The following is a 24,531-nucleotide window of genomic DNA, read 5'->3' as shown; positions in this document are numbered from 1 at the left end:
TTTTAAGGCACGCCGTGTTGCAGGCGGTGAACAGCGTCGCCGCGGTCAGCGCGCGGACGTGCCCTGGCCCATGCGCGCGATCCAGCGGTACATCACCGCCACCAGGACCACGAACGCGATGCCGCCGATCCACTGCGCCGCGTCACCGAAACTCTCGCCCACCAGCGCCAGCGGCGCGGCCTTGCCGGAGAAGCCGACGATGAACGCGATGACCACGCCCATCACGCTCTCGCCCACGATCAGGCCCGAAGCAAGCAGGACGCCGAGCTGCTTGGTGGCCTCCGGCTTCTTCGAACGACGATCCGCGCGGCGATCGAAGAGCCAGCCCACCACCGAACCCACCACCACCATCAAGGTGCTGACGGTCGGCAGGTAGATGCCCAGGCCCACCGCCAGCGGCGGCACGCGCATGTTCCGGGTCGTGCGCGCAAGGATTTCGTCGATCACGATGATGCCGACGCCGATCCCGATGCCCGTGATGATCAGGCTCCAGTCGATGTTGTTGGTGATCACGCCCTGCGCCAGCGCGGAAATCAGGCCCGCCTGCGGGGCCGGCAACGCATGCGCGCCGACGCCGGCCACGCCCACGAAGCCGTAGGCCTTGTTCAGCAGGTTCAACACCGGCGGAATCACCGCCGCGCCGGCGATCACGCCAATGACCAGCGCCACCTGCTGGCGCCACGGCGTGGCATCGACGAGCTGACCGGTCTTGAGATCCTGCAGATTGTTGTTGGCGATGGCCGCCACCGTGAACACCACCGAGGTGATGAACAGCGCGAACGCCACGAGTGCCTTGCCTTCTTCCGGACTGACATGCGGCTTCACGAACGCCACCAGCAGCAGCGCGGCGGCGATCACCACGAGAATGCCCACGCCCGACAGCGGGCTGTTGGACGAACCGATCAGTCCGGCCATGTAGCCGCACACGGTGGAAACGAAGAAGCCCATCAGCACCACGAAGGCCACACCGCCGATGGCGAGCACGGCGACCTGGTCGCCCAGGCCGCTGATCGAACCGAAGTAGCCGAGCAGCCAGGCGATCGGCACGAAACACGCCAGCGTGATCAGGCCCACGATGCCGATCGGGATGTCGCGCTCGGTGCGCGGCAGCGAATCGGCGTTGCCGGCCTTGCGCACGCGCGAAGCCGCCATCGCCGAAGTCAGGCCGGTGATCACCGGCTTCACCAGCTTGGCCAGGGTCCAGATGGCCGATACGCCGATGGCGCCGGCACCGACGAAACGCACCTTGTGGCTCCAGGTGCCGTTGGCGAGGTCTGCCACGGACTGGCTCATGTCGCCCAGCACCGAGTAATGCGGCACGCCCCAGCCCCAGCCGATGACGGCGCCGATGAGCATCGCGATACCCACCGACAGGCCCACCAGATGGCCAATGGCAAACAGCGCGAAGGAAAGATTGAAATCGAAACCGCTGACCGCACCCTTGTCGTTCACGCGGAAATTGCGCACGAAATCCGACGCGAACACCTGCGTGGCGACCACCACGGCGAACACGGCCGAGACGATAGAGCCCCACAGCACGGCGAGCAGGCCTGCGCGGCTCTCTTCCGCGCTGCCGGCATCCGCGTCGTCGCCAGTGCCCACCTTGAGCACTTCGGCGCAGGCCAGGCCTTCCGGATACGGCAGATCGGTATCGGTCACCAGCGCGCGACGCAGCGGGATGGAATACATCACGCCCAGGATGCCGCCCAGCGCGCAGATGGCGAACGAGGTCCAGAACGGGAAGTCGGCCCACCAGCCGATCATGATCATGCCCGGCAGCACGAAGATGATCGAGGACAGCGTGCCGGCGGCCGAGGCCACCGTCTGCACGATGTTGTTCTCCTGGATCGTGGAGTTCTTCATCGCCCGCAGGATCGCCATCGAGATCACCGCCGCCGGGATCGAGGTGGCGAAGGTCAGGCCGGCCTTGAGACCGAAGAACACGTTGGCCGCGGTGAACACCACCGTGATGACGATGCCGATGACCAGGCCACGCAGGGTCAGTTCAGCGCGCGAGGATGCGCTGGGTGCGGATGGCTTCACGATGGGACTCCCCGGTGGATGCTGCCGCGCAAGATAGCGTGGATTGGCCCTCCCTGCCCATCTTGCGGCCGGCCTCCGACCGCCGTAGGGCCCGGTCGCGGCGACGCCGGCGCGACGGCGACTGCTGACAACAGGCTGTCAGCAGCCCCCCGGCAGGCTGCGCTGCATCCACACGAGGAGCCCAGCGATGAGTACGTCCCAGATCACCCTGTACGGTTGCGCCCCCGCCTTCGGCCTGCCCGACCCCAGCCCCTTCGTCACCAAGACCGAAGTGCAGTTGCAGATGGCCGGCCTGCCCTACCGCAAGGTGTTCGCCATCCCGCCGGAAGCGCCCAAGGGCAAGCTGCCCTACATCGACGACGCGGGTGAGATCGTCTGCGACTCCAGCTTCATCCGCGCCCACCTGGAGCGCAAATACGCGCTGGACCTGGATGCCGGCCTCGATGCGCGCCAGCGCGCCGAGGCATGGGCCGTCGAGCGCCTGCTGGAGGACCACCTGTACTGGGCGATGGTGTGGTTCCGCTGGGTCGACGCCGAGAATTTTGCCAAGGGCCCGGCGCATTTCGTCGACCGTGCGCCCGAGGAAATGCGCCAGCAACTGCGCGACAACCTGCAGGCCGCCAAGCAGAACGAACTGCACGCCCACGGCCTCGGCCGCCACTCGCGCGAACAGATCGCGGAACTGGGCACGCGCTCCATCGACGCGCTGGCCGTGCTGCTCGGCGAGCACGACTACCTGTTCGGCGACCGGCCCCATGCCGTGGACGCCATCGGCTTCGCCGTGCTCGCCGCCATCCTCACCCCGTTCTTCGACACGCCGTTGCGCGCGGCCGCCGAACGCCATCCGAACCTGGTCGCCTACGTGGCACGCATGATGCGGTTCTACTACCCGGCACACGCATGGCAGCAGGCGTTGGCGGCCTGAAGCACGGGCGATCTGCGATGATGGCGAATCGTCATCGCGGATACCCACTATGCGCCATCGCCTCACCCTGCTCGCCGCCGTCTCCACCGTCGCCCTCGCCGCCTGCAACCGCATCCCGCCGTCACCCGAACCGGCCGGCCACGGCCAGGTGGACAAGCTCACCGAAGTGGATACCAAGGTGGGCACCGGCCCCGAGGCGAAACCGGGCATGACGGTGCAGGTGCTCTACACCGGCTGGCTGTACGACGACCGCGCCAAGGACAAGCACGGCAGCAAGTTCGACAGCACCGACGACCACGGCGACCAGGCGTTCTCCTTCCCGCTGGGCCAGGGCCAGGTCATCAAGGGCTGGGACCAGGGCGTGACCGGCATGCACGTGGGCGGCGAACGCACCCTGCTGATCCCCGCCGAACTCGGCTATGGCGCCCGCGGCGCCAGCGACGTGATCCCGCCCAACACCTCGCTGGTGTTCGACGTGAAGCTGGTGGGCGTGACGCAGTAAGCACAAGGCACCCCACCCCAACCCTCCCCTGCAAGCAGGGGAGGGAGACAAGCGCAGCAGCCCAAATCTCGCGACGCACAGCCTCCGCTGTTGCTTCTGCTGTTGCTTCTGCTGTTGCTTCTGCCGTTGCTTCTGCCGTTGCTTCGGCTGTTGCTTCTGCGCGCTGGGAGCGCGCTGCTCTACCCGGGGGCCCTCGGCGGCGGTGAGGCGTGGACGATCAGGCCGCGCAGCGGGCATCGCCAGGGATGGCGATGCCTTTTCGACCGGGCAGGAGCCCGGCCGAAAAGCCCGGCCACGCCTCACGGACTCGGAGGGCAGGATGCCCGGAGAGCGCCACCGCGGGGTAGCCTTCTCTTTTGGTTACTTTTCTCTTGGCCACGCAAGAGAAAAGTAACTCGGGCGCCGACAGGCGCACGAAACCGCTTTGTCGCTTGCGATAACACAGCTAAAGCAAAAGCACCCTCTCCCCCAACCCCTCTCCCGCAAGCGGGCGAGGGGAGTCACAACTTGGACGCACCAAGCGAGCTACCCGCGCGCAGCGGCCACCACCTCATACGACCGCCGCCGCAACCCATGATCAAACACATTGCTGGTGATCATCAGCTCATCCGGCTTGTGCCGCGCAATGAACTCCGCAAGCCCCTGCTTCACGGTTGAAGCGTCCCCCACCACCGCACACGCCAGCGCCCGCTCCACCATCAACTTTTCCGTCGACGTCCAATACGACTCGATGTCGTCGATCGGCGGTGGAATCAATCCAGGCTGGCCGCGGCGCAGATTGATGAAGCTCTGCTGCTGCGTGGTGAACAGACGCCGCGCCTCGGCATCGCTGCCAGCCGCCACCACGTTGATGCCCAGCATGGCGTAAGGCTGCGCCAGCTGCGCCGAAGGCTTGAAGTCGCCTCGGTACAACGCCAGCGCCTCGTCCATCGCGTCGGGCGCGAAGTGCGAGGCGAACGCATACGGCAGGCCGAGCTGCGCGGCCAGCCGCGCGCCGAACAGGCTGGAGCCGAGTATCCATACCGGCACCTCGCTGCCCGCACCGGGCACGGCGCGCACCGTCTGCCCCGACGTGGCGGGCTCGAAATAGCCGAGCAGCTCCACCACGTCCTGCGGAAATTCGTCGGCGCTTTCGTAATAGCGGCGCAGCGCCCGTGCGGTGGCCTGGTCGGTGCCAGGCGCGCGTCCGAGACCGAGGTCGATCCGCCCCGGATGCAGCGCGGCCAGCGTGCCGAACGCCTCGGCCACCTGCAGCGGCGCATGGTTCGGCAGCATGATGCCGCCCGCGCCGACGCGGATGGTCGAGGTACCGGCGGCCACATGGCCGATCAGCACCGCCGTCGCCGCGCTGGCGATACCCGGCATGTTGTGGTGCTCGGCCAGCCAGTAGCGCGTGTAGCCCAGCCGCTCGGTGAGCTGCGCCAGGTTCAGCGTGTTGCGGAACGCCTGCGTGGCATCGCTGCCCACGGTGATCGGCGCAAGGTCGAGTACGGAAAACGGAATCATGGCGGCATCCAAGGGCACGATGGCTGCCGATCTGGGGGCGGCAAGCGCGCTTGCCAATGCGGCGGTCGTGCACCCTCCCCTTCAAGGGAGGGCTGCAAAGCTCACGCGTCGGGATGCCGCGCCAGCCACGCCGCCAGTGCGGTGCGGTAGTACGTCAGTTGATCGTTGTACAAGTCGTAGATGCAAGGGTCGCAGCCGTTGCCGCAGCACTCGCCGGGATCGGGTTCGGGCGGCGGCTGGGGACGCGGGTCGTCGGGGCTGTCGGTTGGGCTCACGCGTGGCACTCGGGCAAATCCGGAGCGCAGTGTAATTCGCACTGGCCGTGCCGCCGAAGCGCTGCGATGATCGGAGTTCCCCCGTTGCGGAACTCCCACGATGCCATCGCGCTTTCGCCTCCCCTTGCTCTCTCTGCTGGCGATGTTCGCCTGCCCACTGATCGCACACGCCGGCCCCGAACACTATCGCGTGGTGGCCTACGACACCGCGCACCATCCGATTCCCGCGGCCGACGTGGACCGCATCGACACCCTGATCTTCGCGTTCGCGCACCCGGCCGATGGCCGTGTGACGCTCAATCCCGCAGCCCTCGCCCTGCTGCAGCAACGCATCGCGCTGAAGGCCGCACACCCGAACCTCACCGTAATGGTGTCGGTGGGCGGCTGGAGCGTGGGCGGTTTCTCCGAGGCCGCGATGACCGCGGAAAGCCGCCAGCGTTTCGCCGACAGCGCCGCCGCGCTGCTCGTGGACACGCATGCCGACGGCCTCGACGTGGACTGGGAATACCCCGGCCACCACGAATCCGGCATCGCCTCCAACCCGCAGGACCGCGAACATTTCACCGCGCTGATGAAGGCGCTGCGCGCCGCGCTGGACAAAGCCGGCCACGGCAAGCACTACCTGTTGACCATCGCCGCCGCCGACGGCCCGTTCGTGGACGGCATCGACCTCGCCGCCGTCGCGCCGTCGCTGGACTGGTTCAACATGATGACCTACGACTTCTGCAACGTGATGACGCCGACCACCTGCAACCACACCGGCCTGCACGCGTCGGAACTCGCGCCCGCCGATGCGCGCACGCTGTCGCGCGCGGTGCGGCAGTTCCTCGCCGCCGGCGTACCGGCCGCCAAGCTGGTGCCGGGCGTAGCGTTCTACGGCCGCGAGTTTGCCGATGTCGATCCCGCCCATCACGGCATGTTCCAGAAATACGGCCACTACCAGGGCGGCCACGACTGGCCGGAACTCAAGGCCGACTTCATCAACCACAACGGCTACGTGCGCTACTGGGACGCGAAGGCCGAGGCGCCGTATCTGTGGAATGAGCAGACGCATCGCTTCATCACCTACGACGATCCGCAATCCATCGCTGCGAAGGGCGCGTACGTGAAGGCGCAGCACCTCGGCGGGCTGATGTACTGGGAACAGAGCAGCGATCCCACCGACGAATTGCTGCATGCGGTGTGGCAAGGCCTGCAATAAACATCTCTGCACGATCCGCTTCTCCCCTCCCCTTCAAGGGGAGGGCTTCATGCCCGCTACCGCGCATCACGCGGCAACCACGCCAAGGGGAGTTCCACATGACACGCACGAACATCCGCCCGGCCTGCGCCCTGGCCTGCCTGCTCGCCACTTTCGCCACGGCAGCCGCCACACCGGCCAGCGACCAGGCCAGCGGCGCCATGCTCGGCTTCACCAGCACTGGCGCCACGCAGGAACAAACCCTCGAACAACGCTTCGACGCCCTGCTCAATCCCGCCGACCAGCGCGAGTGGCTGAAGCAGATGTCCTCGCAGCCCAACCAGGTGGGCTCCCCGCACGACAAGGCGAACGCCGACTTCATGCTGGCGAAGTTCCGCGAGTGGGGCTGGGACGCGCACATCGAAACCTTCGACGTGCTCTACCCCACGCCGAAGAAGGAATCGCTGCAGCTGCTGGGCCCCAAGCCCTTCACCGCCAAGCTCAACGAGCCGCCGTTGCCCGGCGACGCCACCTCGGCCATCCAGCAAGGCGCGCTGCCGCCGTACAACGTCTACGGCGCCGACGGCGACGTCACCGCGCCGCTGGTCTACGTCAACTACGGCATGCCCGACGACTACACGGCGCTGGCCCGGCGCGGCATCGACGTGAAGGGCAAGATCGTGATCGTGCGCTACGGCGGCGGCTGGCGCGGCCTCAAGCCCAAGCTCGCGCAGGAACACGGCGCGCTGGGCTGCCTGATCTACTCCGACCCGCGCGACGACGGCTATTACCAGGGCGACACCTACCCCGAGGGCGGCTGGCGTCCCGCCGACGGCGTGCAGCGCGGCTCGGTGGCGGACATGCAGGTGTACCCCGGCGACCCCACCACGCCCGGCTACGGCTCGGTGCCCGGCGCCAAGCACCTGGCGCTGAAAGACGCCAAGACACTGATGAAGATCCCGGTGTTGCCGATCTCCTACGCCGACGCCACGCCGCTGCTGCAATCGCTGGGCGGCCCGGTGGCGCCGGCCGACTGGCGCGGCGCGCTGCCCTTCACCTACCACATCGGCCCCGGCACCGCGAAAGCACATCTCGTGGTCGAGTCGAACTGGGGCCGCCAGCTCGTCTACGACGTGATCGCCACGCTCAAGGGCTCCAGCGAACCCGACCAGTGGATCGTCCGCGGCAACCACCACGACGGCTGGGTGTTCGGCGCCTTCGATCCGCTGGCCGGCAACGTGGCGCTGCTGGCCGAGGCCAAGGCCATCGGCACCTTGTACCAGCAGGGCTGGCGGCCGCAGCGCACCCTCGTCTACGCCAGCTGGGACGGCGAGGAACCCGGCCTGCTCGGCTCCACCGAATGGGCCGAGACGCACGCGCAGGAGCTCCAGGCCAAGGCCGTGCTCTACGTCAATTCCGACACCAACGGCCGCGGCTTCCTCGGCGCCGGCGGCAGCCACTCGCTGCAGCACCTGGTGAACCAGGTCGCCGCCGGCGTCACCGATCCGGAAACCCACGTGAGCGTGCAGCAACGCCTGCGCGCGCGCATGCAGGTGGAAGGCGCGGCCAAGGGCGCAAGCGCACGCGCGAAGGACGACGCCAAACTCGCCGCCGGCGGCGGCGACCTGCCGATCGAGGCGCTGGGCTCCGGCTCCGACTACAGCGCCTTCCTCGAACACCTGGGCATCGCCTCGCTCGACCTCGGCTTCGGCGGCGAGGACGAAAACGGACCCGTCTACCATTCGGCCTACGACTCCTTCGACCACTACGCGCGCTTCGGCGACCCCACGTTCGAATACGGCGTAGCACTGTCCAAGGTCGCCGGCCACATCGTGCTGCGCACTGCCGACGCCAGCGTGCTGCCGCTGCGCTTCAGCGACTTCAGCGACACGCTGGACCGCTACGTGAAGCAGCTGCACGAACTGGTCGATACCACGCGCAAGGCCACCGACGAACAACACCGCCTGCTCGACCAGCACGCCTTCGCCCTCGCCGACGACCCCAGCCACCCGCTGGCACCGCCCGCGCGGGACTCCGATGTACCAGCGATCGATCTCGCTCCGCTGGACCATGCCGCGCAGAAGCTGAAGCAGAGCGCGCAGGCGTACGAAGCCGCCTACCACGCCCGCGCCGCCAGCGGACTCGACCTCACCGATGCCCAGCGCAACGCCCTGAACGCGCTGATGGGCCGCATGGAGCAGTCGCTCACCAGCCCCGACGGCCTGCCCGGCCGCACCTGGTTTCGGCACATGATCTATGCGCCCGGGATGCTCACTGGCTATGGCGTCAAGACCGTGCCCGGCGTGCGCGAGGCGCTGGAGGCGCGGCGGTGGGATGAAGCGGATCGCTATGCGGTGGTCACGGCCAAGGTACTGGATGGGTATCGGGCGCAGCTTGATCGGCTTACTGGGATGCTGAAATAGCCGCGTTGAGCGCGGCTGTGCAAAGCGCCATGGACGGCGCCAACCGCCCTGCCCCGACTTGCTTGCCGGCACCGGTTTCCAGTGAGAGGATCGCTACGTGTTCGCCATCCTCAGGAAAGGCTGCAGGATTAGACGGCAAGAATAGGCGGCGCGATCAGGGGAAGTCTTTGATTTGTGTGGAAAGCGCGCGATGACTGGAGTCCATATCGCCGGCTTGGCTGCGGAACAAGGCTTCATTCAACAACCGAATTTAAGTTAGCTGTCTTTGGAGCCCATCTGTGCGTAGAACTCCTCTGCTCTGCCTTTTCCTCCTCGTATTTGCAACTTTGTATGGCTGCGCGCAACTTCAACCAAAAGACCCTGCCACGCCGTCTCACCAACAGGCAGAGCAGGAGCTTCCTGCATCCCACCCGTCAAACTACTACGTTTATGCGACCAGACTTTTCCACGAAGGCGCCAAAGAGGATGCAGTTTTCTGGTTCTACGTTGGCGAAATTCGATACCGATTCTATCTTGCTGCGAATCCGAATCTTCCACCCGACGGTGATCCTGCATTATTCGCTTCGCTGCATGAGTCGGCCGGATCTGTAATCAATGGTTGGGCAGGTGCAGATCCCGATTCTTGGGTAAAGCAAATGGGTCGTGCTCTGGACTGGGACGCTGCCAACGATAACAAATTCACGTCCAAGATCACTTATGCCAAACAATGGCAACAAACTCGCTCTGGGTTGGAAAATCTAAAAGAGTGGGTCGTCGCCAACAAAACTCAAATTCTTGAAGAGCGCAAGAAGCGCGGCTTGTGAGGTCGATAGCTAACTATCCGTTCAAGGCGGATGGCTTCGCCGCCGCTTAACTCTAGCGATAGGCAGAAAAAGTACAAAAAGGTGTCAGGGACATTTTCGCATGAGTTGTCCCGACACCTTTTGTGGATGTCATCGGCGCCACTTAATAACTCCAAAGCTGAACCACATGACTAGAATTTTCGCAGCGTCATTGCTAATCATCGCTAGCGGCGCAGTCAATGCGAGCCGCCTGGATCGCCCCATCATTTCTTGTGACAAGGCCCCGCTTTTGGCCGTCTTTCAAAAGCAACTTCCGGATCACATCCTGGCCACGACCGCCGACAAGCAGCCAAAGATCCTCTCGACGCTTCCGGTAACAGTTGCCGGGTCGCTCCACCGCCAGGCAATGACAAGCCTCGTATGTGTTGTCGTCGCACTCGACGCTACGGGAAAAGCGGAGGCCACGGAGGTCTCCTATCCCACCGGGATAAAGCTGAATCCTCAAGAACGTCAGCAGATACTTGAGACGGAATGGTCTCCTGCGGAACAGGAGGGGCAGGCTCGCCCATCGCTCGTAAGCATGACTTTCCAGTACGAGACGAGATAGCAGGTGAGCGGACAATTCGTTCGAGGTGGACGGCTTCGCCACCAATTGGCTCAAGCATCGCTGGCAGCTTCGCCCTCCAAAACAACAAGGCCGGCTTTCGCCGGCCTTCATCGCATCTGGTGACCCCGGCGCGATTCGAACGCGCGACCTTCCCCTTAGGAGGGGGATGCTCTATCCAGCTGAGCTACGGGGCCGAGGCGCGGATTCTGGCATGGAACGCGCCCCCTCCGGAACCGGCCGCGGGGCCGCCCCTGCTAGAATCCCCCTTTTGAAACGGGGCGCACGCACGCGTCCGGCACTGGAGTCCGCATGTCCCACAGCATCCTCTCCGCGCTCGGCCTGACCGAGACGAATTCCGGCACCTATCTCGGCAACGGCGAGTGGTCGAAGACCACGGGCGCCGGCGTGCTGGAGCCGGTGAACCCGACCACCGGCGAGGTGCTGGGCCGCGTGAACGCTTCCTCGCAGGCCGACTACGACGCCATCGTCGAGCGCGCCCAGGCCGCCTTCAAGGTGTGGCGCACCACGCCGGCGCCGCGCCGCGGCGAGGCGATCCGCCTGTGCGCCGACGCGCTGCGCGCGCACAAGGACGCGCTGGGTTCGCTGGTGGCGCTGGAGATGGGCAAGTCCAAGCCGGAAGGCGACGGCGAAGTGCAGGAGATGATCGACATCGGCGATTTCGCCGTGGGCCTGTCGCGCCAGCTGTACGGCCTGACCATGCACAGCGAGCGCCCCGGCCACCGCATGTACGAGCAGTGGCACCCGATTGGCCTGGTCGGCATCATCAGCGCGTTCAATTTCCCGGTGGCGGTGTGGGCGTGGAACAGCTTCATCGCGGCGATCTGCGGCGACATCAGCATCTGGAAGCCCTCGCCCAAGACCCCGCTGTCCGCCATCGCCTCGATGAAGATCTGCAACGAGGCGCTGAAGAAGGCCGGCTTCCCTGACCTGTTCTTCCTGTTCAACGACGCCGGCAGCGCGCTGGCGCAGCAGTTCGTGGACGACAGGCGCGTGGGGCTGATCTCGTTCACCGGCAGCACCAAGGTGGGCCGCCAGGTCGGCGAGCGCGTGGCGCAGCGCATGGGCCGTTCGCTGCTGGAACTGGGCGGCAACAACTGCATCATCGTGGACGAGACCGCCGACCTGAAGCTGGCGATCCCGGCCATCGTGTTCGGTGCGGTGGGCACCGCCGGCCAGCGCTGCACCACCACGCGCCGCCTGATCGTGCAGGAGTCGGTGTACGACGAGGTGCTGGCCAAGCTGATCACCGCGTACAAGCAGGTGGAAGGCAAGATCGGCGATCCCACCGACCCGGCCAACCTGATGGGCCCGCTCAACAGCAAGGAAGGCGTGGCCGCCTACCTCGACGCCATCGCCAAGGCCAAGGCCGCGGGCGGCAAGGTGGAAACCGGTGGCGCCGCCATCGAGCGCCCCGGCAACTTCGTACTGCCGGCCATCGTCACCGGCCTCACCAATGATGCCGAGATCGTGCAGCACGAGACCTTCGCGCCGATCCTGTACGTGATGAAGTACCGCGACATCGCGGACGCCATCGACATGCAGAACGCGGTGCCGCAGGGCCTGTCGTCCTCGATCTTCACCACCAACCTGAAGCGCGCGGAAGCCTTCCTGTCCGCCGCCGGCAGCGACTGCGGCATCGCCAACGTCAACATCGGCACCAGCGGCGCGGAGATCGGCGGCGCGTTCGGCGGCGAGAAGGAAACCGGCGGCGGCCGCGAGTCGGGTTCGACGGCGTGGCAGGCGTACATGCGCCGCCAGACCAACACCATCAACTACTCCGATTCGCTGCCGCTGGCGCAGGGCATCAAGTTCGATCTGTAAGCAATCGCACCTCTCTCAAGGCGGGCTGTCGCACATGGCCCATCCGAACGCGCCCAGCTCGTCATCCCGGCACAGGCCGGGATCCGATGGCTTCAACGCCTGATCAGGCCACGATGTCGCTGGATTCCGGCCTTCGCCGGAATGACGAGCAGAAATGCGAAGGCCTTCGGAGTCATGTGCGCTGTCCTGCCCTTGCAGGGAAGGGCCTCACCTTTCAAGGATCGCCGCCGTGAGCTACCAGCCGCCCCAACGCAGCACCACCAGCTCCATGGCCATCGTGAGCCTGGTGTTCGGCATCCTTGCCTGGGTGATGCTGCCCTTCGTCGGCGCGTTGATCGCGGTGATCTGCGGCCATCTGGCGCGTGGCGAAATCCGCCGTGCGCCCATCGACCAGCGCATGGAGGGCGATGGCATGGCCGTCGCCGGGTTGGTGCTGGGCTACGTGCAACTGACCGTCAGCGTGCTGGTGGTGATCTTCATCATCGCGATGCTGATCTTCGGCCTGGGCTTCGCGCATTGGCACTGACGTCACCGATGCCTGACGCACACGCCACCCCGCTTTTCGACTTCCACGGCTGGCGCATCGCCGTCGCCGGCGGCAGCAAGGGCATCGGCCGCAGCATCGCGCTGGCCTTCGCGGAAGCCGGCGCGGACGTATCCATCTGCGCACGCGGCGCAGAGGCGCTCAAGGCCACGCACGACGAACTCGCTGCCTTCGGCCACGCGACGCACGCGGCCAGTTGCGACCTTGGCGACGCAAACGCCATCGCCGCCTGGATCGACTCCACCGCAGACGCGCTGGGCGGCATCGACGTGCTGGTGAACAACGCCTCGGGCTACGGCTTCAGCGAGGACGACGAGGCGTGGCTGGCGAATTTCAACGTCGACCTGATGGCCGCGGTGCGCGCATCGCGGTGCGCGCTGCCATACCTGCAGCGCTCGCCGCACGCCTGCATCCTGCACACCAGTTCCATCGCCGCCTTCCATCCGCGCCGCAACGGTTCCGCCTATGCCGCGATGAAGGCCGCGCTCAGCCACTACACCACCTCGCAAGCGATGCAGCTGGCCGGGCAGCGCATCCGCGTCAACGCCATCGCGCCGGGCTCCATCGAATTCGCCGACGGCCTGTGGGACCGGCGCAAGCGCGAAGAGCCCGAGTTGTACGCCGCCACGCTCGCCAAGATTCCGTTCGGTCGCTACGGCAAGCCAGAGGAAATCGCCCACGCCGCCCTGTTCCTCGCCTCGCCCTGGGCCGGATGGATCACCGGCCAGACCTTGTGCGTGGACGGCGGCCAGAACCTCTCAGGTTGATGCCATGAGCAAACTGCACAGCACCGAACGCTTCAGCGACCGCGTCGCCGACTACGTGCGCTATCGCCCCGACTACCCCACCGCGATGCTCGACTGGCTGCATCGCGAACAAGGCGTCACGCCCGCGTGGAAGGTGGCCGACGTGGGCGCGGGCACCGGCATCTCGTGCAAGCTCTTCCTCGATGCCGGCCACGACGTCACCGCGGTGGAGCCGAACGCGGCGATGCGCGACGCGGCGCTCGCCTGGCTGGGCGGTAACCCGCGCTTCCGCGCCGTCGACGGCACGTCCGACGCCACTCACCTGCCCGATGGCAGCGTCGACCTGGTGACGGTGGCGCAGGCCTTCCACTGGTTCGACCCCGCCTCCACGCGCCGCGAGTTCGCGCGCATCCTGCGTCCGGGCGGCCTCGCCGCGATCTTCTGGAACTCGCGCCGCCTCACCGGCACACCCTTCCTCGAAGGCTACGAAGCACTGCTGCAACGCTACGGCACCGACTACACCAGCGTGGCGGAACGCTATGCCGACGACGACAGCATGCGTGCATGGTTCGGCGCTGGCTGGCGCGGCACCGTGCGCTTCGAACACAAACAGTCGCTGGATTTCGATGCGCTGCGCGGGCGCCTGATGTCGTCTTCCTATGCACCGAAGGAAGGCCATCCGCAGCACGTGCCGATGATCGCCGCGCTGCGCGAGCTGTTCGAGCACTGCCAGCAGGACAGCCGCATCAGCTTCGACTACGACACGCGCATCATCGTGGGTACGCTTCAGTCTTAGCTCGTTATCCCAGCGAAAGCTGGGATCCAGCGACTGTAATTTCCTGAAAACCATAGTCACTGGATTCCTGCTTTCGCAGGAATGACGAGCAAAAAAACCGATCGGTCAAACTATTTTCACCGAAACACTTCGAGACACCTCATGTACGACCTGCTCCGCCCGCTGCTGTTCGCGTTGGACGCCGAGACCGCACACGGCCTCACCCTCTATGGCCTGGACGTGGCCCATCGCAGCGAGCTGATGCGCTTCGTCGCCAGGCCTGCCGACGAACTGCCGGTGGAAGCCTTCGGTATCCGGTTCCCGAACCCCGTCGGCCTTGCTGCCGGCCTGGACAAGAACGCCGACCACCTCGACGCGCTGGGCGCGCTGGGCTTCGGTTTTGTCGAAGTGGGCACGGTGACGCCGCGGCCGCAGCTGGGCAACCCGAAGCCGCGCCTGTTCCGCCTGCCGCAGCACGAGGCCATCATCAATCGCATGGGCTTCAACAACGCGGGCGTCGACGCGCTGGTGCGCAACGTGGACAAGTCCGGCTACCGCGGTGTGCTTGGCATCAACATCGGCAAGAACAAGGACACGCCGAACGAGCACGCGGTGGACGACTACCTGCTGTGCCTCGACCGCGTGTACGACCGTGCCACCTACATCACGGTGAACATCTCCTCACCGAACACGCAGGGCCTGCGCGACCTGCAGGAAGAGGCCACGCTGCGCCGCTTCGTCGCCACGCTGCGCGAGCGGCAGGAACAGCTTGGCTCGCAAAGCGGCAAGCGCAAACCGATGCTGCTGAAGATCGCGCCCGATCTTTCCGAACACGAACAGGACGGCATCGCCGAAACCCTGCTCGCCACCGGCATCGACGGCGTGATCTGCACCAACACCACCGTCGACCGTGCGCTGGTGGCCGACGATCCGCGCGGCAGCGAAACCGGTGGCCTGTCCGGCAAACCGCTGTTCGCGCTTTCCACCGACGTGCTGCGCGGTATGCGCCGCCGCCTGGGCGAACGCATACCCGTCATTGGCGTAGGCGGCATCCTCGACGGCAGCGACGCGGCGGAAAAACTCGACGCAGGCGCCAACCTGGTGCAGATCTACTCCGGCCTGATCTACCGCGGCCCGCGCCTGATCGCCGAATGTGTGGATGAGATCCGCCGTCAACAGGAAACCTCGCATGCCGCCTGAAAAGACCGACATGGGCGGCTACACGCTCACCGAAAACGCCTCGCTCGCCAACCGCAACACGCTGCGCGTGAACGCCCGCGCGAAGTTGCTGGCCGAGTTGCGCGACGCCAGCAAGCTGCCCGAGCTGCTGGGCTTTCCTGCCGTGCGCCACGCGCCGCTGCTGGTGCTGGGGGAAGGCAGCAACCTGCTGCTCGCCGGCGATTTCGACGGCACCGTGCTGGCGATGGAAACCCGCGGCGTGCAGGTGGAGCACGACGGCGACGTCGCACGCATCGCGGTGGCCGCCGGCGAACGCTGGGACGACTTCGTGCGCTGGTCGCTGGGCCAGGGCTACGCAGGATTGGAAAACCTGATCCTGATCCCCGGCACAGTGGGCGCCGCGCCCATCCAGAACATCGGCGCGTACGGCACCGAGGTCGCCGAGTTCATCGAGAGCGTGGAGGCCTGGGACACCCGCGAGCATCGCGTCGCCCAGCTCGACCGCGCCACCTGCGCGTTCGGCTACCGCGACTCGCTGTTCAAGCGCGAGCCCGGCCGCTACATCGTCACCGCCGTGCGCTTTGCCCTGCCCCGCTCGCGCGAACTCAGGCTCGACTACGCCGGCATCCGCGAGGAACTGGCGCGCATGGGCGTGGCCAAGCCCGCGCCGTTCCACGTCGCCGAAGCCGTGGTGCACCTGCGCACGCGCAAGCTGCCCGACCCCGCGGTGATCGGCAACGCCGGCAGCTTCTTCAAGAACCCCGTGGTCGATGCCGCGCAAGCCGCTGTGCTCAAGCAGGAGCACCCCGAACTGCCCGCATGGCCGCAGCCCGACGGCCGCAGCAAGCTCTCCGCCGCATGGCTGATCGAAGCCGCCGGCCTCAAGGGCCAACGCGAAGGCGACGCCGGCATCTCCAACCGCCATGCGTTGGTGCTGGTGAACCACGGCCACGCCAGCGGCGGCGAACTGTGGGCCTTCGCGCAACACGTGATCGCCACCGTGCACGCGAAGTTCAGTGTGCATCTGGAACCCGAGCCGGTCGTGGTTGGCGCACGCTGATCAGCCTGTTCGTCATCCGGCGCAGGCCGGGATCCAGTGGCGATAACGTCCAATCAGGCCATGAAACTACGGGATGACCAGCTTCGCTGTTGTGAAGCGCTTCCGGCCTGCACCGGAATGACGAGCAAAAGCATGGCTTCGCTACATGCCGTGCATATCCCCCTTCACGTCACCCGAAGAACCCCCATGCCAGCATGGACGCTCCCCGCCCCAGGAGCGCCTCATGGCCATCCGCAACGTCGCCGACGTGCTGGTCGAAACCCTCGCCAACGCCGGCGTGCGCCGCATCCACGGCGTGGTGGGTGATAGCCTCAACGGCATCACGGAGTCGTTGCGCCAGCGCAAGGAGATGAGCTGGATCCACTACCGGCATGAGGAAGCCGCCGCTTTCGCCGCCGGCGCCGAATCGCAACTCACCGGCCAGCTGGCGGTTTGCGCAGGCTCCTGCGGGCCTGGCAACCTGCACCTGATCAACGGCCTCTACGACGCGCAACGCTCGCGCACACCGGTGCTTGCCATCGCCGCGCACATCCCCTCGGTGGAAATCGGCAGCGGTTACTTTCAGGAAACCCATCCGCAGAATCTGTTTCAGGAATGCAGCCACTACTGCGAACTGGTGAGCAGCCCCAGCCAGATCCATCGCGCCGTCGAGATCGCGGTGCGCACAGCGGTCGCGCAGCGCGGTGTGTCTGTGCTGGTGATACCGGGCGACGTCGCGTTGGCCGAGTCCTCCGGTCCGGTCGCGAATACCGCCAGTCTGTTGCCCTCGGCGCCTGTGGTGGTTCCCTCGCCCGACCAGCTCGACAAGCTGGCCGAACTGTTGTCCGGTGGCCGCAAGATCACCCTGTTCTGCGGGCGCGGTTGTGCCGGCGCGCACGACCTGGTGATGGACCTGGCCGACACGCTAAAGGCACCGGTGGTGCACGCGCTAGGCGGCAAGGAACACATCGAGTGGAACAACCCCAACGACGTCGGCATGACCGGCCTGATCGGCTTCAGCTCCGGCTACCAGGCGATGATGGACTGCGACACTCTGCTGCTGCTCGGTACCGACTTCCCCTATCGGCAGTTCTTCCCCAGCGACGCGAAGATCTGCCAGATCGACCTGCGCGGAGAGAACTTGGGTCGCCGCTGCAAGCTCGATCTGGGCGTGGTCGGCGACGTGGGTGCCACCGTCGCGGTATTGCTGCCGCGCCTCAAGCCCGTGCGCGACGACAGCCACCTCAAGGCCAGCCTCGCCAACTACCGCAAGGCGCGCGAAGGGTTGGACGAACTCGCCACTGGCAAGCCCGGCCAAAAACCCATCCATCCGCAATACGTGGCGAAAGTGGTGGACCAGCTCGCCAGCGAGGACGCGGTGTTCGCCTGCGACGTCGGCACGCCCACGATCTGGGCCGCGCGCTACCTGCACATGAACGGCAAGCGCCGCCTGCTCGGCTCCTTCGTGCACGGCTCGATGGCCAACGCGATGCCGCAGGCCATCGGCGCACAGACCACGTTTCCCCAGCGCCAAGTGGTCAGTCTCTCCGGCGACGGCGGCTTCGCAATGCTGATGGGCGACCTGCTCACCCTGATCCAACACAAGCTGCCGGTGAAGATCGTGGTGTTCAACAACGGCACGCTGGGCTTCGTAGAGCTGGAGATGAAGGCCGCCGGCTTCCTGCCTACCGGCGTGTCGCTGGACAACCCGGACTTCGCCGCCATGGCGCGAGCCATAGGCATCCACGGCGTGCGCGTGGAAGATCCCGGCGACCTGGAAAGCGCAGTGCGCGAAGCCTTCGCGCACGACGGCCCCGCATTGGTCGACGTACGCACCAACCGGCAGGAACTGTCGATGCCGCCGAAGATCCAGCTCGAACAGGTCAAGGGCTTCAGTCTGTGGGCGCTCCGCACCGTGATGAACGGCCGCGGCGACGAACTGATCGAACTGGCCCGCAGCAATCTGCGCCGCTGAAAGAACAAAGCCTCACTCAGGTACGACCACGGGATCTGATCTCGCCCGTCATCCCGGCGAAGGCCGGAAGCGCTTCACAACAGCGAAGCTGGTCATCCAGTGGCCTCATGGCCAGGATTAGCGTGGTCGTAACTGGATTCCGGCCTTCGCCGGAATGATGGACAGTAGCGGCCAGACTACGGGTAAAACATCACCCTTTCTTGGCCGGCTTCTCGATATCCGGCAACAAAATCGCGCACACGCCGATCAACGGCAGCCATGCGCACAACTGATAGACATAGCCGATGCCCTGCAAATCGGCCAGCTTGCCCAGCAACGCAGCCCCCAAACCGCCCATGCCGAAGGCCAACCCATAGAACACGCCGGAAATCATGCCAAGCTGCCCCGGCACCAGCTCCTGCGCAAACACGATGATGGTGGTGAAAGCCGAAGCCAGCACCAGACCGATCACCACGCTGAGCACGCTGGTCCAGAACAGGTTGGCATGCGGCAGCATCAGCGCGAACGGCGCCACGCCGAGGATGGAGCCGAGGATCACCCACTTGCGCCCCACCTTGTCGCCCAGCGGGCCGCCGATCAGCACGCCCGCCGCCACCGCCGCGAGGAACACGAACAGGTGCACCTGCGCATCCTGCACCGACACGCCGAAGGTGTGCATCAGGTAGAACGTGTAATAGCTGCTGATGCTCGCGATGTAGAAATACTTGGAGAAGATCAGCACGGTGAGGATGAACAGCGAGAACAGCACCATGCCGCGCGACAGCTCGCGCACCGGCGCACGGCGCGCGCGCGCCTTCACGCGCCCCGCATGCCGCGCATACCAGTGGCCGATCTGCACCAGCACCACGATGGCCAGCAGCGCCGCCAGCGCGAACCACGCCACGCTGCCGCGCCCGTGCGGCACGATGATCCACGCCGCCAGCAGCGGCCCCAGCGACGCGCCGAAGTTGCCACCCACCACGAACACCGACTGCGCCAGGCCCGGGCGCCCGCCCGACGCCATGCGCGCCACGCGCGAGGATTCCGGATGGAAGATCGAGGAACCCGTGCCGACCAGCCCCGCCGCGAACAGCAGCACCGGGAAATTCGGCGCATAGGCCAGCAGCAACAGGCCGCACAGGGTGAAGCCCATGCCGGCGGCGAGCGAATACGGCATCGAGCGACGGTCGGCCGCCATGCCCACCAGCGGCTGCAGCAGCGAAGCGGTGACCTGGTAGGTCAGCGTGATCAGGCCGACCTGGGCGAAGCTGAGATGGAAGCCGCTCTTCAGCAGCGGATAGATCGCCAGGATCAGCGACTGGATCATGTCGTTGAGCAGGTGCGAAAAGCTGATCGCACCCAGCACGGTGAATTGGGTACGTTCCTCCGTGGCCGCGGGCGGGTTGGCGGCAGGGTTCAGGGGAATGGCGTCGACGCGGGTCTGCATGGGGAAACCGTCTGGGATCTTGGGGAAAGATCGCGATGGCATGCCTTGCATCCATCGCTGCGCGCACGATAAACCGCCCTTGGGCGGCCCGCATGCGCCGCCGGGTCACAATCTGTAGAATTCGGGCCATTGGAGCGGGCTCTTATGAGACACACCCCCGTCGATGCCTACGAAAACGCGCCGCGCGACGTAGTCGCCGCCGGCAACGACTACGCCGCCGGCTACGTGCTGCCCGCCCACGCGCACCGCCGTGGCCAGCTGCTGTACGCGGCCACCGGCGTGATGAGCGCGGTGACCGACCGCGGCAGCTGGGTGGTGCCGCCGCGACGCGCGCTGTGGATACCGCCGGGCGTGCCGCACGAGGTGCGCATGAGCGGCGAGGTCTCCACGCGCAGCATCTATGTGCGGCGCGAGGCCGCCGATGCCGCGGGCCTGCCCGCGTACTGCCAGGTGATCGAGGTGTCCCCGCTGCTGCACGCCTTGCTGCTGGAGGCGGTGGACCTGCCGCTGGAATACGCGCTGGACGGCCGCGACGGCCGCGTGATGGCGCTGCTGCTGGACGAGATCCGCATGATGCCCGTGCTGCCGCTGAACACGCCGCTGCCCGACGAGCCGCGCCTGCGCAGGCTGTGCCGTGCCCTGCTCGCCGCGCCCGCACTGGAGATCGACGTGGACGCGATGGCGCACAAGGCCGGCATGAGCCGGCGCCACTTCACCCGACTGTTCCGCCGACAGACCGGCATGAGCTTCGCCGCATGGCGCCAGCAGGCCTGCCTGCTGACCGCGCTGAGCCGGCTCGGCGGCGGCGAACCGGTCACCACCGTCGCGATCGACCTGGGCTACGCCAGCGCCAGCGCCTTCAGCGCCGCATTCCGCCGCGCCCTGGGGGCACCGCCTAGCCAGTATCTGGCGAAGCAGGGGCACGAAGGTCGTGCACATTGATCGACCGCAGGAGCGCACCCTGTGCGCGATGGCTCTGATGCTTGATCGGAGCAGAAGGATTCGCCTACGGGGTGTGTTCCTGCCGAAGGCAAAGACACGTCATCCCTCCGTCATGAACCTTGGTCAAAGTCGCCACACCCGTGCCTGAAGCGCATGAGCCGCCGAGGGTTACCATGCCCGCAGCATCAGGCGCCGCAGGCGCCCCACGGACACGACCCCATGAGCTCACGCGCTCCCCGCAAGCCCACGCCAGTCGCCATCGATGCACCGGCGGCCAATGACGCAACCGAAGCAACCACGCCCGACCTCGGCGAGCGCCGGCTGTACATCAACCGCGAGCTGTCGCTGCTCGCGTTCAACACGCGCGTCCTCGACCAGGCGCTGGACGAACGCACGCCGCTGCTGGAACGGCTGAAGTTCCTGCTGATCTTCTCGCGCAACATGGACGAGTTCTTCGAGATCCGCGTGGCGGGGCTGAAGGGCCAGATCGCGCTGGAGCGCGAACTCCCCGGCGTCGATGGCATGGCGCCGCGCCAGGTGCTGGCGGAGATCGGCGTGATCGCCCACCGGCAGATCGAGCGGCAGTACTCGATCCTCAACGAGCGCATCCTGCCGGAACTGACCACGCACGGCATCCGCATCACGCGACGCGACGAGTGGACGCAGAAGCAGAGGCAATGGGTACGCCACTATTTCCGCGCGGAGGTGGCGCCGCTGGTGACGCCGATCGGGCTGGATCCCACCCATCCGTTCCCGCTGCTGGTCAACAAGAGCCTCAACTTCATCGTGCAGCTGGACGGCGTGGACGCGTTCGGCCGCGACTCCGGACTCGCCGTGGTGCCGGCACCGCGCGTGCTGCCCCGCCTGATCCAGATGCCCGCCGATGTCGCCGGGCACGGCGACTGCTACGTGCTGCTGTCCTCGATCATCCACGCTCACGCCGAAGAGCTGTTCCCCGGCATGAACGTACTGGGCTGCTACCAGTTCCGGCTCACCCGCAACGCCGACCTCGCGCTCGATCCCGAGGACGTGGAAGACCTGGCACTGGCGCTGCGCGGCGAACTGTATTCGCGCCGCTTCGGCGACGCGGTGCGGCTGGAAGTGGCGGACAACTGCCCGAAAAACCTCAGCACCTACCTGCTGAAACAGTTCGGCCTTGCCGAATCGGAACTGTACGAGGTGAACGGCCCGGTGAACCTGGCGCGGCTGTTCAGCATCGCCAGCAAGGTGAATTACCCCGCGCTGCAGTACCCGTCCTTCGTACCCGCGTTGCCCAAGCTGCTGAAGCACGCCGAGGATCTGTTCGCGGTGATCGCGAAACGGGACGTGCTGCTGCTGCACCCTTACGAGTCGTTCACGCCGGTGGTGGAACTGCTGCGGCAGGCGGCCAAGGACCCGCAGGTGCTGGCGATCAAGCAGACGCTGTACCGCACCGGCGCGGATTCGGAAATCGTCGACGCCATGGTGGACGCGGCGCGCGCGGGCAAGGAAGTGACCGCCGTGGTGGAACTGCGCGCACGCTTCGACGAGGAATCCAACCTCTCGCTAGCCTCGCGCCTGCAGCAGGCCGGCGCGATGGTGATCTACGGCGTGGTGGGCATCAAGACCCACGCCAAGCTGATGTTGATCCAGCGCCGCGAGGGCAGCGAGCTGGTGCGCTACGCGCACATGGGCACCGGCAACTACCACACCGGCAATGCGCGGCTCTACACCGATTACAGCCTGCTCACCTCCGACGAAGCGCTGTGCGAGGACGTGCACAAGCTCTTCAGCCAGCTCACCGGCATGGGCAAGGCGCTGCGCATGAAGAAGCTGCTGCAGGCACCGTTCACCCTGAAGAAAACCCTGCTGGAACTGATCGGTCGCGAGACCGAACATGCCGCGGCGGGCAAGCCGGCGCAGATCATCATCAAGGTCAATGCGCTGACCGAGCCCAAGGTCATCCGCGCGCTGTACAAGGCCAGCATCGCCGGCGTACGCATCGACCTCATCGTGCGCGGCATGTGCTGCCTGCGACCCGGCGTACCCGGCGTGTCGGAACACATCCGCGTGCGCTCGGTGATCGGCCGCTTCCTCGAACACAGCCGCGCCTACTGGTTCGCCAATGCCGGCGACCCGACGCTCTATCTCTCCAGTGCGGACCTGATGGAGCGCAACCTGGATCGCCGCGTGGAATGCGCCTTCCCCATCGAAGGCCGCAAGCTGCAGCAGCGCATCCACGCGGCGTTGCAGCTTTACCTGGAAGACAACATCGGCGCGGCCGACCTGCAGGCCGACGGAAGCTATCGCCCCGCCACATGCGGCCCCGGCGAAGCGTTGCACGACGCCCAGCAGCAGTTGCTGATGAAGCTCTGCGACGTGCACGCGTGAGCAACGACAGCGCCTCCGCTGGCTGCCGCGGGGTTACGGCAAGGAATACCTGATCACCCTTGGCGTGTCCTCACGGCTCGCCCGCGAACGTGTTGCAGCTCCTGATGTCGCCGCTCTGCATGCCGGCCTTGAACCACTTCACGCGCTGCGCCGAGGTGCCGTGTGTGAAGGTGTCGGGCATCACGCGGCCCTCGGTTTCCTTCTGCAGGGTGTCGTCGCCAACCGCACTGGCCGCATTGAGCGCGGATTCCACGTCGCCCGCCTGCAGCCAGTCGAGCCGCTGCTGCGTGCGGTTGGCCCACACGCCGGCGAAACAGTCGGCCTGCAGCTCCTGCCGCACCGAGAGGCCGTCGGCGCCGTCCATCGGATAACCCTGCTGCTGCAGTTGCCGCACCTTGTCGAACACGCCGAGCAGGTTCTGCACGTGATGGCCGACTTCGTGCGCAATCACGTAGGCCCGCGCGAAATCGCCGGAAGCGTGGAAGCGGTCCTGCAGTTCCTGGAAGAAGCCGAGGTCGAGGTAGACCTTCCGGTCGCCCGGGCAATAGAACGGCCCCACCGCGGTGGAAGCGGCACCGCACGCCGTGGCTACCTCGCCCTGGAACAGGTGCAGCTTGGGATCGACATAGGTCTTGCCCATCGCGGCGAAGTAGTCGCCCCAGGTTTTCTCGGTGGAGCCCATGATGTGGCAGGCGAACGCGATCTGCCCGTCGCCGGGATTCTGGCAACTGACGGCCCGCGTGGGCTGCGTCTGTCCGGAGGTCTGCTGCACCCCCACGCCGCCACCCAGAAAAGGCGTGATCAGATCGCGCTTGAAGATCAGGCTGAGCACCAGGAGGATCAGCAAGCCGCCCAGGCCTAGATGGACCCCGCCCGGCTGGAAACCTCCGCCGCCACCGCCACCGCTGCCTTCCTCGACGTTGTCGCTGTTCTCGCCCTTCTGCCAGTCCATGTCGCCCCTCCCGCATGGATGCCCGCAACGACGATAGCGCCTCGCGCGCCCCCGCGCCAAACCGCTACAGTGGTACACCTTTCCCGAAGAGACGCGCCATGCTCCAGCAACTGCCCGCCCTGGTTGTCCTGCTTGCCGTGCTGCTGCAGTTCGGCACGATGTTCGCGGTAGGCCGCGCGCGCGGCAAATACGGCATCAAGGCGCCCGCCATCAGCGGCCATCCCGATTTCGAGCGCGCCTATCGCGTGCAGATGAACACCCTGGAAGCCGTACTGCTGTTCCTGCCCACGTTGTGGGTGGCCGTGCACTACGGCTACGGCGGCTGGGCCGGCGTGGCGGGACTGGTATGGATCGTCGGCCGCGTCTGGTACGCGCTGGCCTACCTGCAGGATGCCGCCCGTCGCGGCGGCGGCTTCGCGCTGGGCATGGTGGGCTGGGCAGCAACGCTGCTGATGGCGCTGGCGGGTCTGGTCCGCGCCTTGCTTGTCGGCTAAAGCC

General features: G+C 66.4%; 20 protein-coding genes and 1 tRNA gene. 15 read left to right on the top strand and 6 right to left on the bottom strand.

What is annotated here, in order from left to right; translation table 11 throughout:
- Window positions 1–45: 45 nt before the first annotated feature.
- Window positions 46–2,043, bottom strand: a complete 1,998-nt coding sequence (locus tag IHE49_RS02955) for an oligopeptide transporter, OPT family (protein ID WP_192154745.1) — start codon at window positions 2,041–2,043, stop codon at window positions 46–48.
- Between the two features lie 187 nt (window positions 2,044–2,230).
- Here IHE49_RS02955 and IHE49_RS02950 point away from each other — a divergent pair, with 187 nt between their 5' ends.
- Window positions 2,231–2,968 (top strand): glutathione S-transferase family protein, encoded by a 738-nt coding sequence (locus IHE49_RS02950; protein WP_192154743.1) that lies wholly within the window; start codon window positions 2,231–2,233, stop codon window positions 2,966–2,968.
- Window positions 2,969–3,017: 49 nt separating this feature from the next.
- Window positions 3,018–3,470: an FKBP-type peptidyl-prolyl cis-trans isomerase gene (locus tag IHE49_RS02945; protein ID WP_192154741.1), complete on the top strand. Its 453-nt coding sequence runs from the start codon at window positions 3,018–3,020 to the stop codon at window positions 3,468–3,470.
- A gap of 525 nt (window positions 3,471–3,995) precedes the next feature.
- Here IHE49_RS02945 and IHE49_RS02940 read toward each other — a convergent pair.
- On the bottom strand, window positions 3,996–4,976 hold the full coding sequence (locus IHE49_RS02940) for an LLM class flavin-dependent oxidoreductase (protein WP_192154739.1): 981 nt from the start codon (window positions 4,974–4,976) through the stop codon (window positions 3,996–3,998).
- 101 nt (window positions 4,977–5,077) lie between these two features.
- Window positions 5,078–5,251 carry an oxidoreductase-like domain-containing protein gene (locus IHE49_RS02935; RefSeq protein ID WP_343227527.1) on the bottom strand — a complete coding sequence of 58 codons (174 nt, stop codon included), beginning with the start codon at window positions 5,249–5,251 and terminating at the stop codon, window positions 5,078–5,080.
- A 100-nt stretch (window positions 5,252–5,351) separates the two neighbouring features.
- Between IHE49_RS02935 and IHE49_RS02930 the strand changes: the two genes are divergently transcribed.
- From IHE49_RS02930 to IHE49_RS02920, 3 genes are all read left to right on the top strand, one after another.
- A complete protein-coding gene (locus tag IHE49_RS02930; RefSeq protein WP_225578116.1) occupies window positions 5,352–6,452 on the top strand; it encodes a glycoside hydrolase family 18 protein in 1,101 nt (366 codons plus the stop codon).
- Window positions 6,453–6,550: 98 nt separating this feature from the next.
- Window positions 6,551–8,854 carry a transferrin receptor-like dimerization domain-containing protein gene (locus IHE49_RS02925; protein ID WP_192154735.1) on the top strand — a complete coding sequence of 768 codons (2,304 nt, stop codon included), beginning with the start codon at window positions 6,551–6,553 and terminating at the stop codon, window positions 8,852–8,854.
- Between the two features lie 278 nt (window positions 8,855–9,132).
- Window positions 9,133–9,657: a hypothetical protein gene (locus IHE49_RS02920; RefSeq protein ID WP_192154733.1), complete on the top strand. Its 525-nt coding sequence runs from the start codon at window positions 9,133–9,135 to the stop codon at window positions 9,655–9,657.
- Between the two features lie 703 nt (window positions 9,658–10,360).
- Here IHE49_RS02920 and IHE49_RS02915 read toward each other — a convergent pair.
- A tRNA-Arg gene (locus IHE49_RS02915) sits at window positions 10,361–10,437 on the bottom strand.
- Window positions 10,438–10,552: 115 nt separating this feature from the next.
- Here IHE49_RS02915 and IHE49_RS02910 point away from each other — a divergent pair.
- From IHE49_RS02910 to poxB, 7 genes are all read left to right on the top strand, one after another.
- The gene (locus tag IHE49_RS02910) at window positions 10,553–12,085 is read left to right on the top strand and encodes an aldehyde dehydrogenase family protein (RefSeq protein WP_192154731.1); all 1,533 of its coding nucleotides are present in this window, start codon (window positions 10,553–10,555) and stop codon (window positions 12,083–12,085) included.
- A 229-nt stretch (window positions 12,086–12,314) separates the two neighbouring features.
- Entirely contained in the window at window positions 12,315–12,611 is a 297-nt protein-coding gene (locus tag IHE49_RS02905) for a DUF4190 domain-containing protein (protein WP_192154729.1), read from the top strand.
- An 8-nt stretch (window positions 12,612–12,619) separates the two neighbouring features.
- Complete coding sequence (locus IHE49_RS02900) at window positions 12,620–13,396, top strand: SDR family oxidoreductase (protein WP_192154728.1); 777 nt, start codon at window positions 12,620–12,622, stop codon at window positions 13,394–13,396.
- Window positions 13,397–13,400: 4 nt separating this feature from the next.
- Window positions 13,401–14,171, top strand: a complete 771-nt coding sequence (locus IHE49_RS02895) for a class I SAM-dependent methyltransferase (protein WP_192154727.1) — start codon at window positions 13,401–13,403, stop codon at window positions 14,169–14,171.
- Window positions 14,172–14,312: 141 nt separating this feature from the next.
- Complete coding sequence (locus IHE49_RS02890) at window positions 14,313–15,350, top strand: quinone-dependent dihydroorotate dehydrogenase (protein ID WP_192154725.1); 1,038 nt, start codon at window positions 14,313–14,315, stop codon at window positions 15,348–15,350.
- 10 nt (window positions 15,351–15,360) lie between these two features.
- Entirely contained in the window at window positions 15,361–16,389 is a 1,029-nt protein-coding gene (gene murB / locus IHE49_RS02885; protein ID WP_192155424.1) for a UDP-N-acetylmuramate dehydrogenase, read from the top strand.
- A 223-nt stretch (window positions 16,390–16,612) separates the two neighbouring features.
- Window positions 16,613–18,343 (top strand): ubiquinone-dependent pyruvate dehydrogenase, encoded by a 1,731-nt coding sequence (gene poxB / locus IHE49_RS02880; protein ID WP_192154722.1) that lies wholly within the window; start codon window positions 16,613–16,615, stop codon window positions 18,341–18,343.
- 190 nt (window positions 18,344–18,533) lie between these two features.
- Here poxB and IHE49_RS02875 read toward each other — a convergent pair whose 3' ends face one another.
- A complete protein-coding gene (locus IHE49_RS02875; RefSeq protein ID WP_192155421.1) occupies window positions 18,534–19,769 on the bottom strand; it encodes an MFS transporter in 1,236 nt (411 codons plus the stop codon).
- Between the two features lie 144 nt (window positions 19,770–19,913).
- Here IHE49_RS02875 and IHE49_RS02870 point away from each other — a divergent pair, with 144 nt between their 5' ends.
- Together IHE49_RS02870 and ppk1 are read left to right on the top strand one after the other, a co-directional pair.
- Window positions 19,914–20,711 carry a helix-turn-helix transcriptional regulator gene (locus IHE49_RS02870; RefSeq protein ID WP_192154720.1) on the top strand — a complete coding sequence of 266 codons (798 nt, stop codon included), beginning with the start codon at window positions 19,914–19,916 and terminating at the stop codon, window positions 20,709–20,711.
- A 219-nt stretch (window positions 20,712–20,930) separates the two neighbouring features.
- Window positions 20,931–23,081 (top strand): polyphosphate kinase 1, encoded by a 2,151-nt coding sequence (ppk1, locus tag IHE49_RS02865; RefSeq protein WP_192154718.1) that lies wholly within the window; start codon window positions 20,931–20,933, stop codon window positions 23,079–23,081.
- A gap of 70 nt (window positions 23,082–23,151) precedes the next feature.
- On the opposite strand, the gene IHE49_RS02860 is transcribed toward ppk1, so the two are convergent.
- Window positions 23,152–24,033 carry a neutral zinc metallopeptidase gene (locus tag IHE49_RS02860; protein ID WP_192154716.1) on the bottom strand — a complete coding sequence of 294 codons (882 nt, stop codon included), beginning with the start codon at window positions 24,031–24,033 and terminating at the stop codon, window positions 23,152–23,154.
- 98 nt (window positions 24,034–24,131) lie between these two features.
- On the opposite strand from IHE49_RS02860, the gene IHE49_RS02855 reads away from it, so the two are divergent.
- On the top strand, window positions 24,132–24,527 hold the full coding sequence (locus IHE49_RS02855; RefSeq protein WP_192154714.1) for an MAPEG family protein: 396 nt from the start codon (window positions 24,132–24,134) through the stop codon (window positions 24,525–24,527).
- Window positions 24,528–24,531: the final 4 nt, after the last annotated feature.

It is taken from the genome of Rhodanobacter sp. 7MK24 (assembly GCF_014842995.1).
In the GTDB taxonomy this organism is placed as follows: Bacteria; Pseudomonadota; Gammaproteobacteria; order Xanthomonadales; family Rhodanobacteraceae; genus Rhodanobacter_A.
The sequence above is the reverse complement of the archived record's forward strand: the minus strand, read 5'-3'. Positions and strand labels throughout refer to the sequence as shown.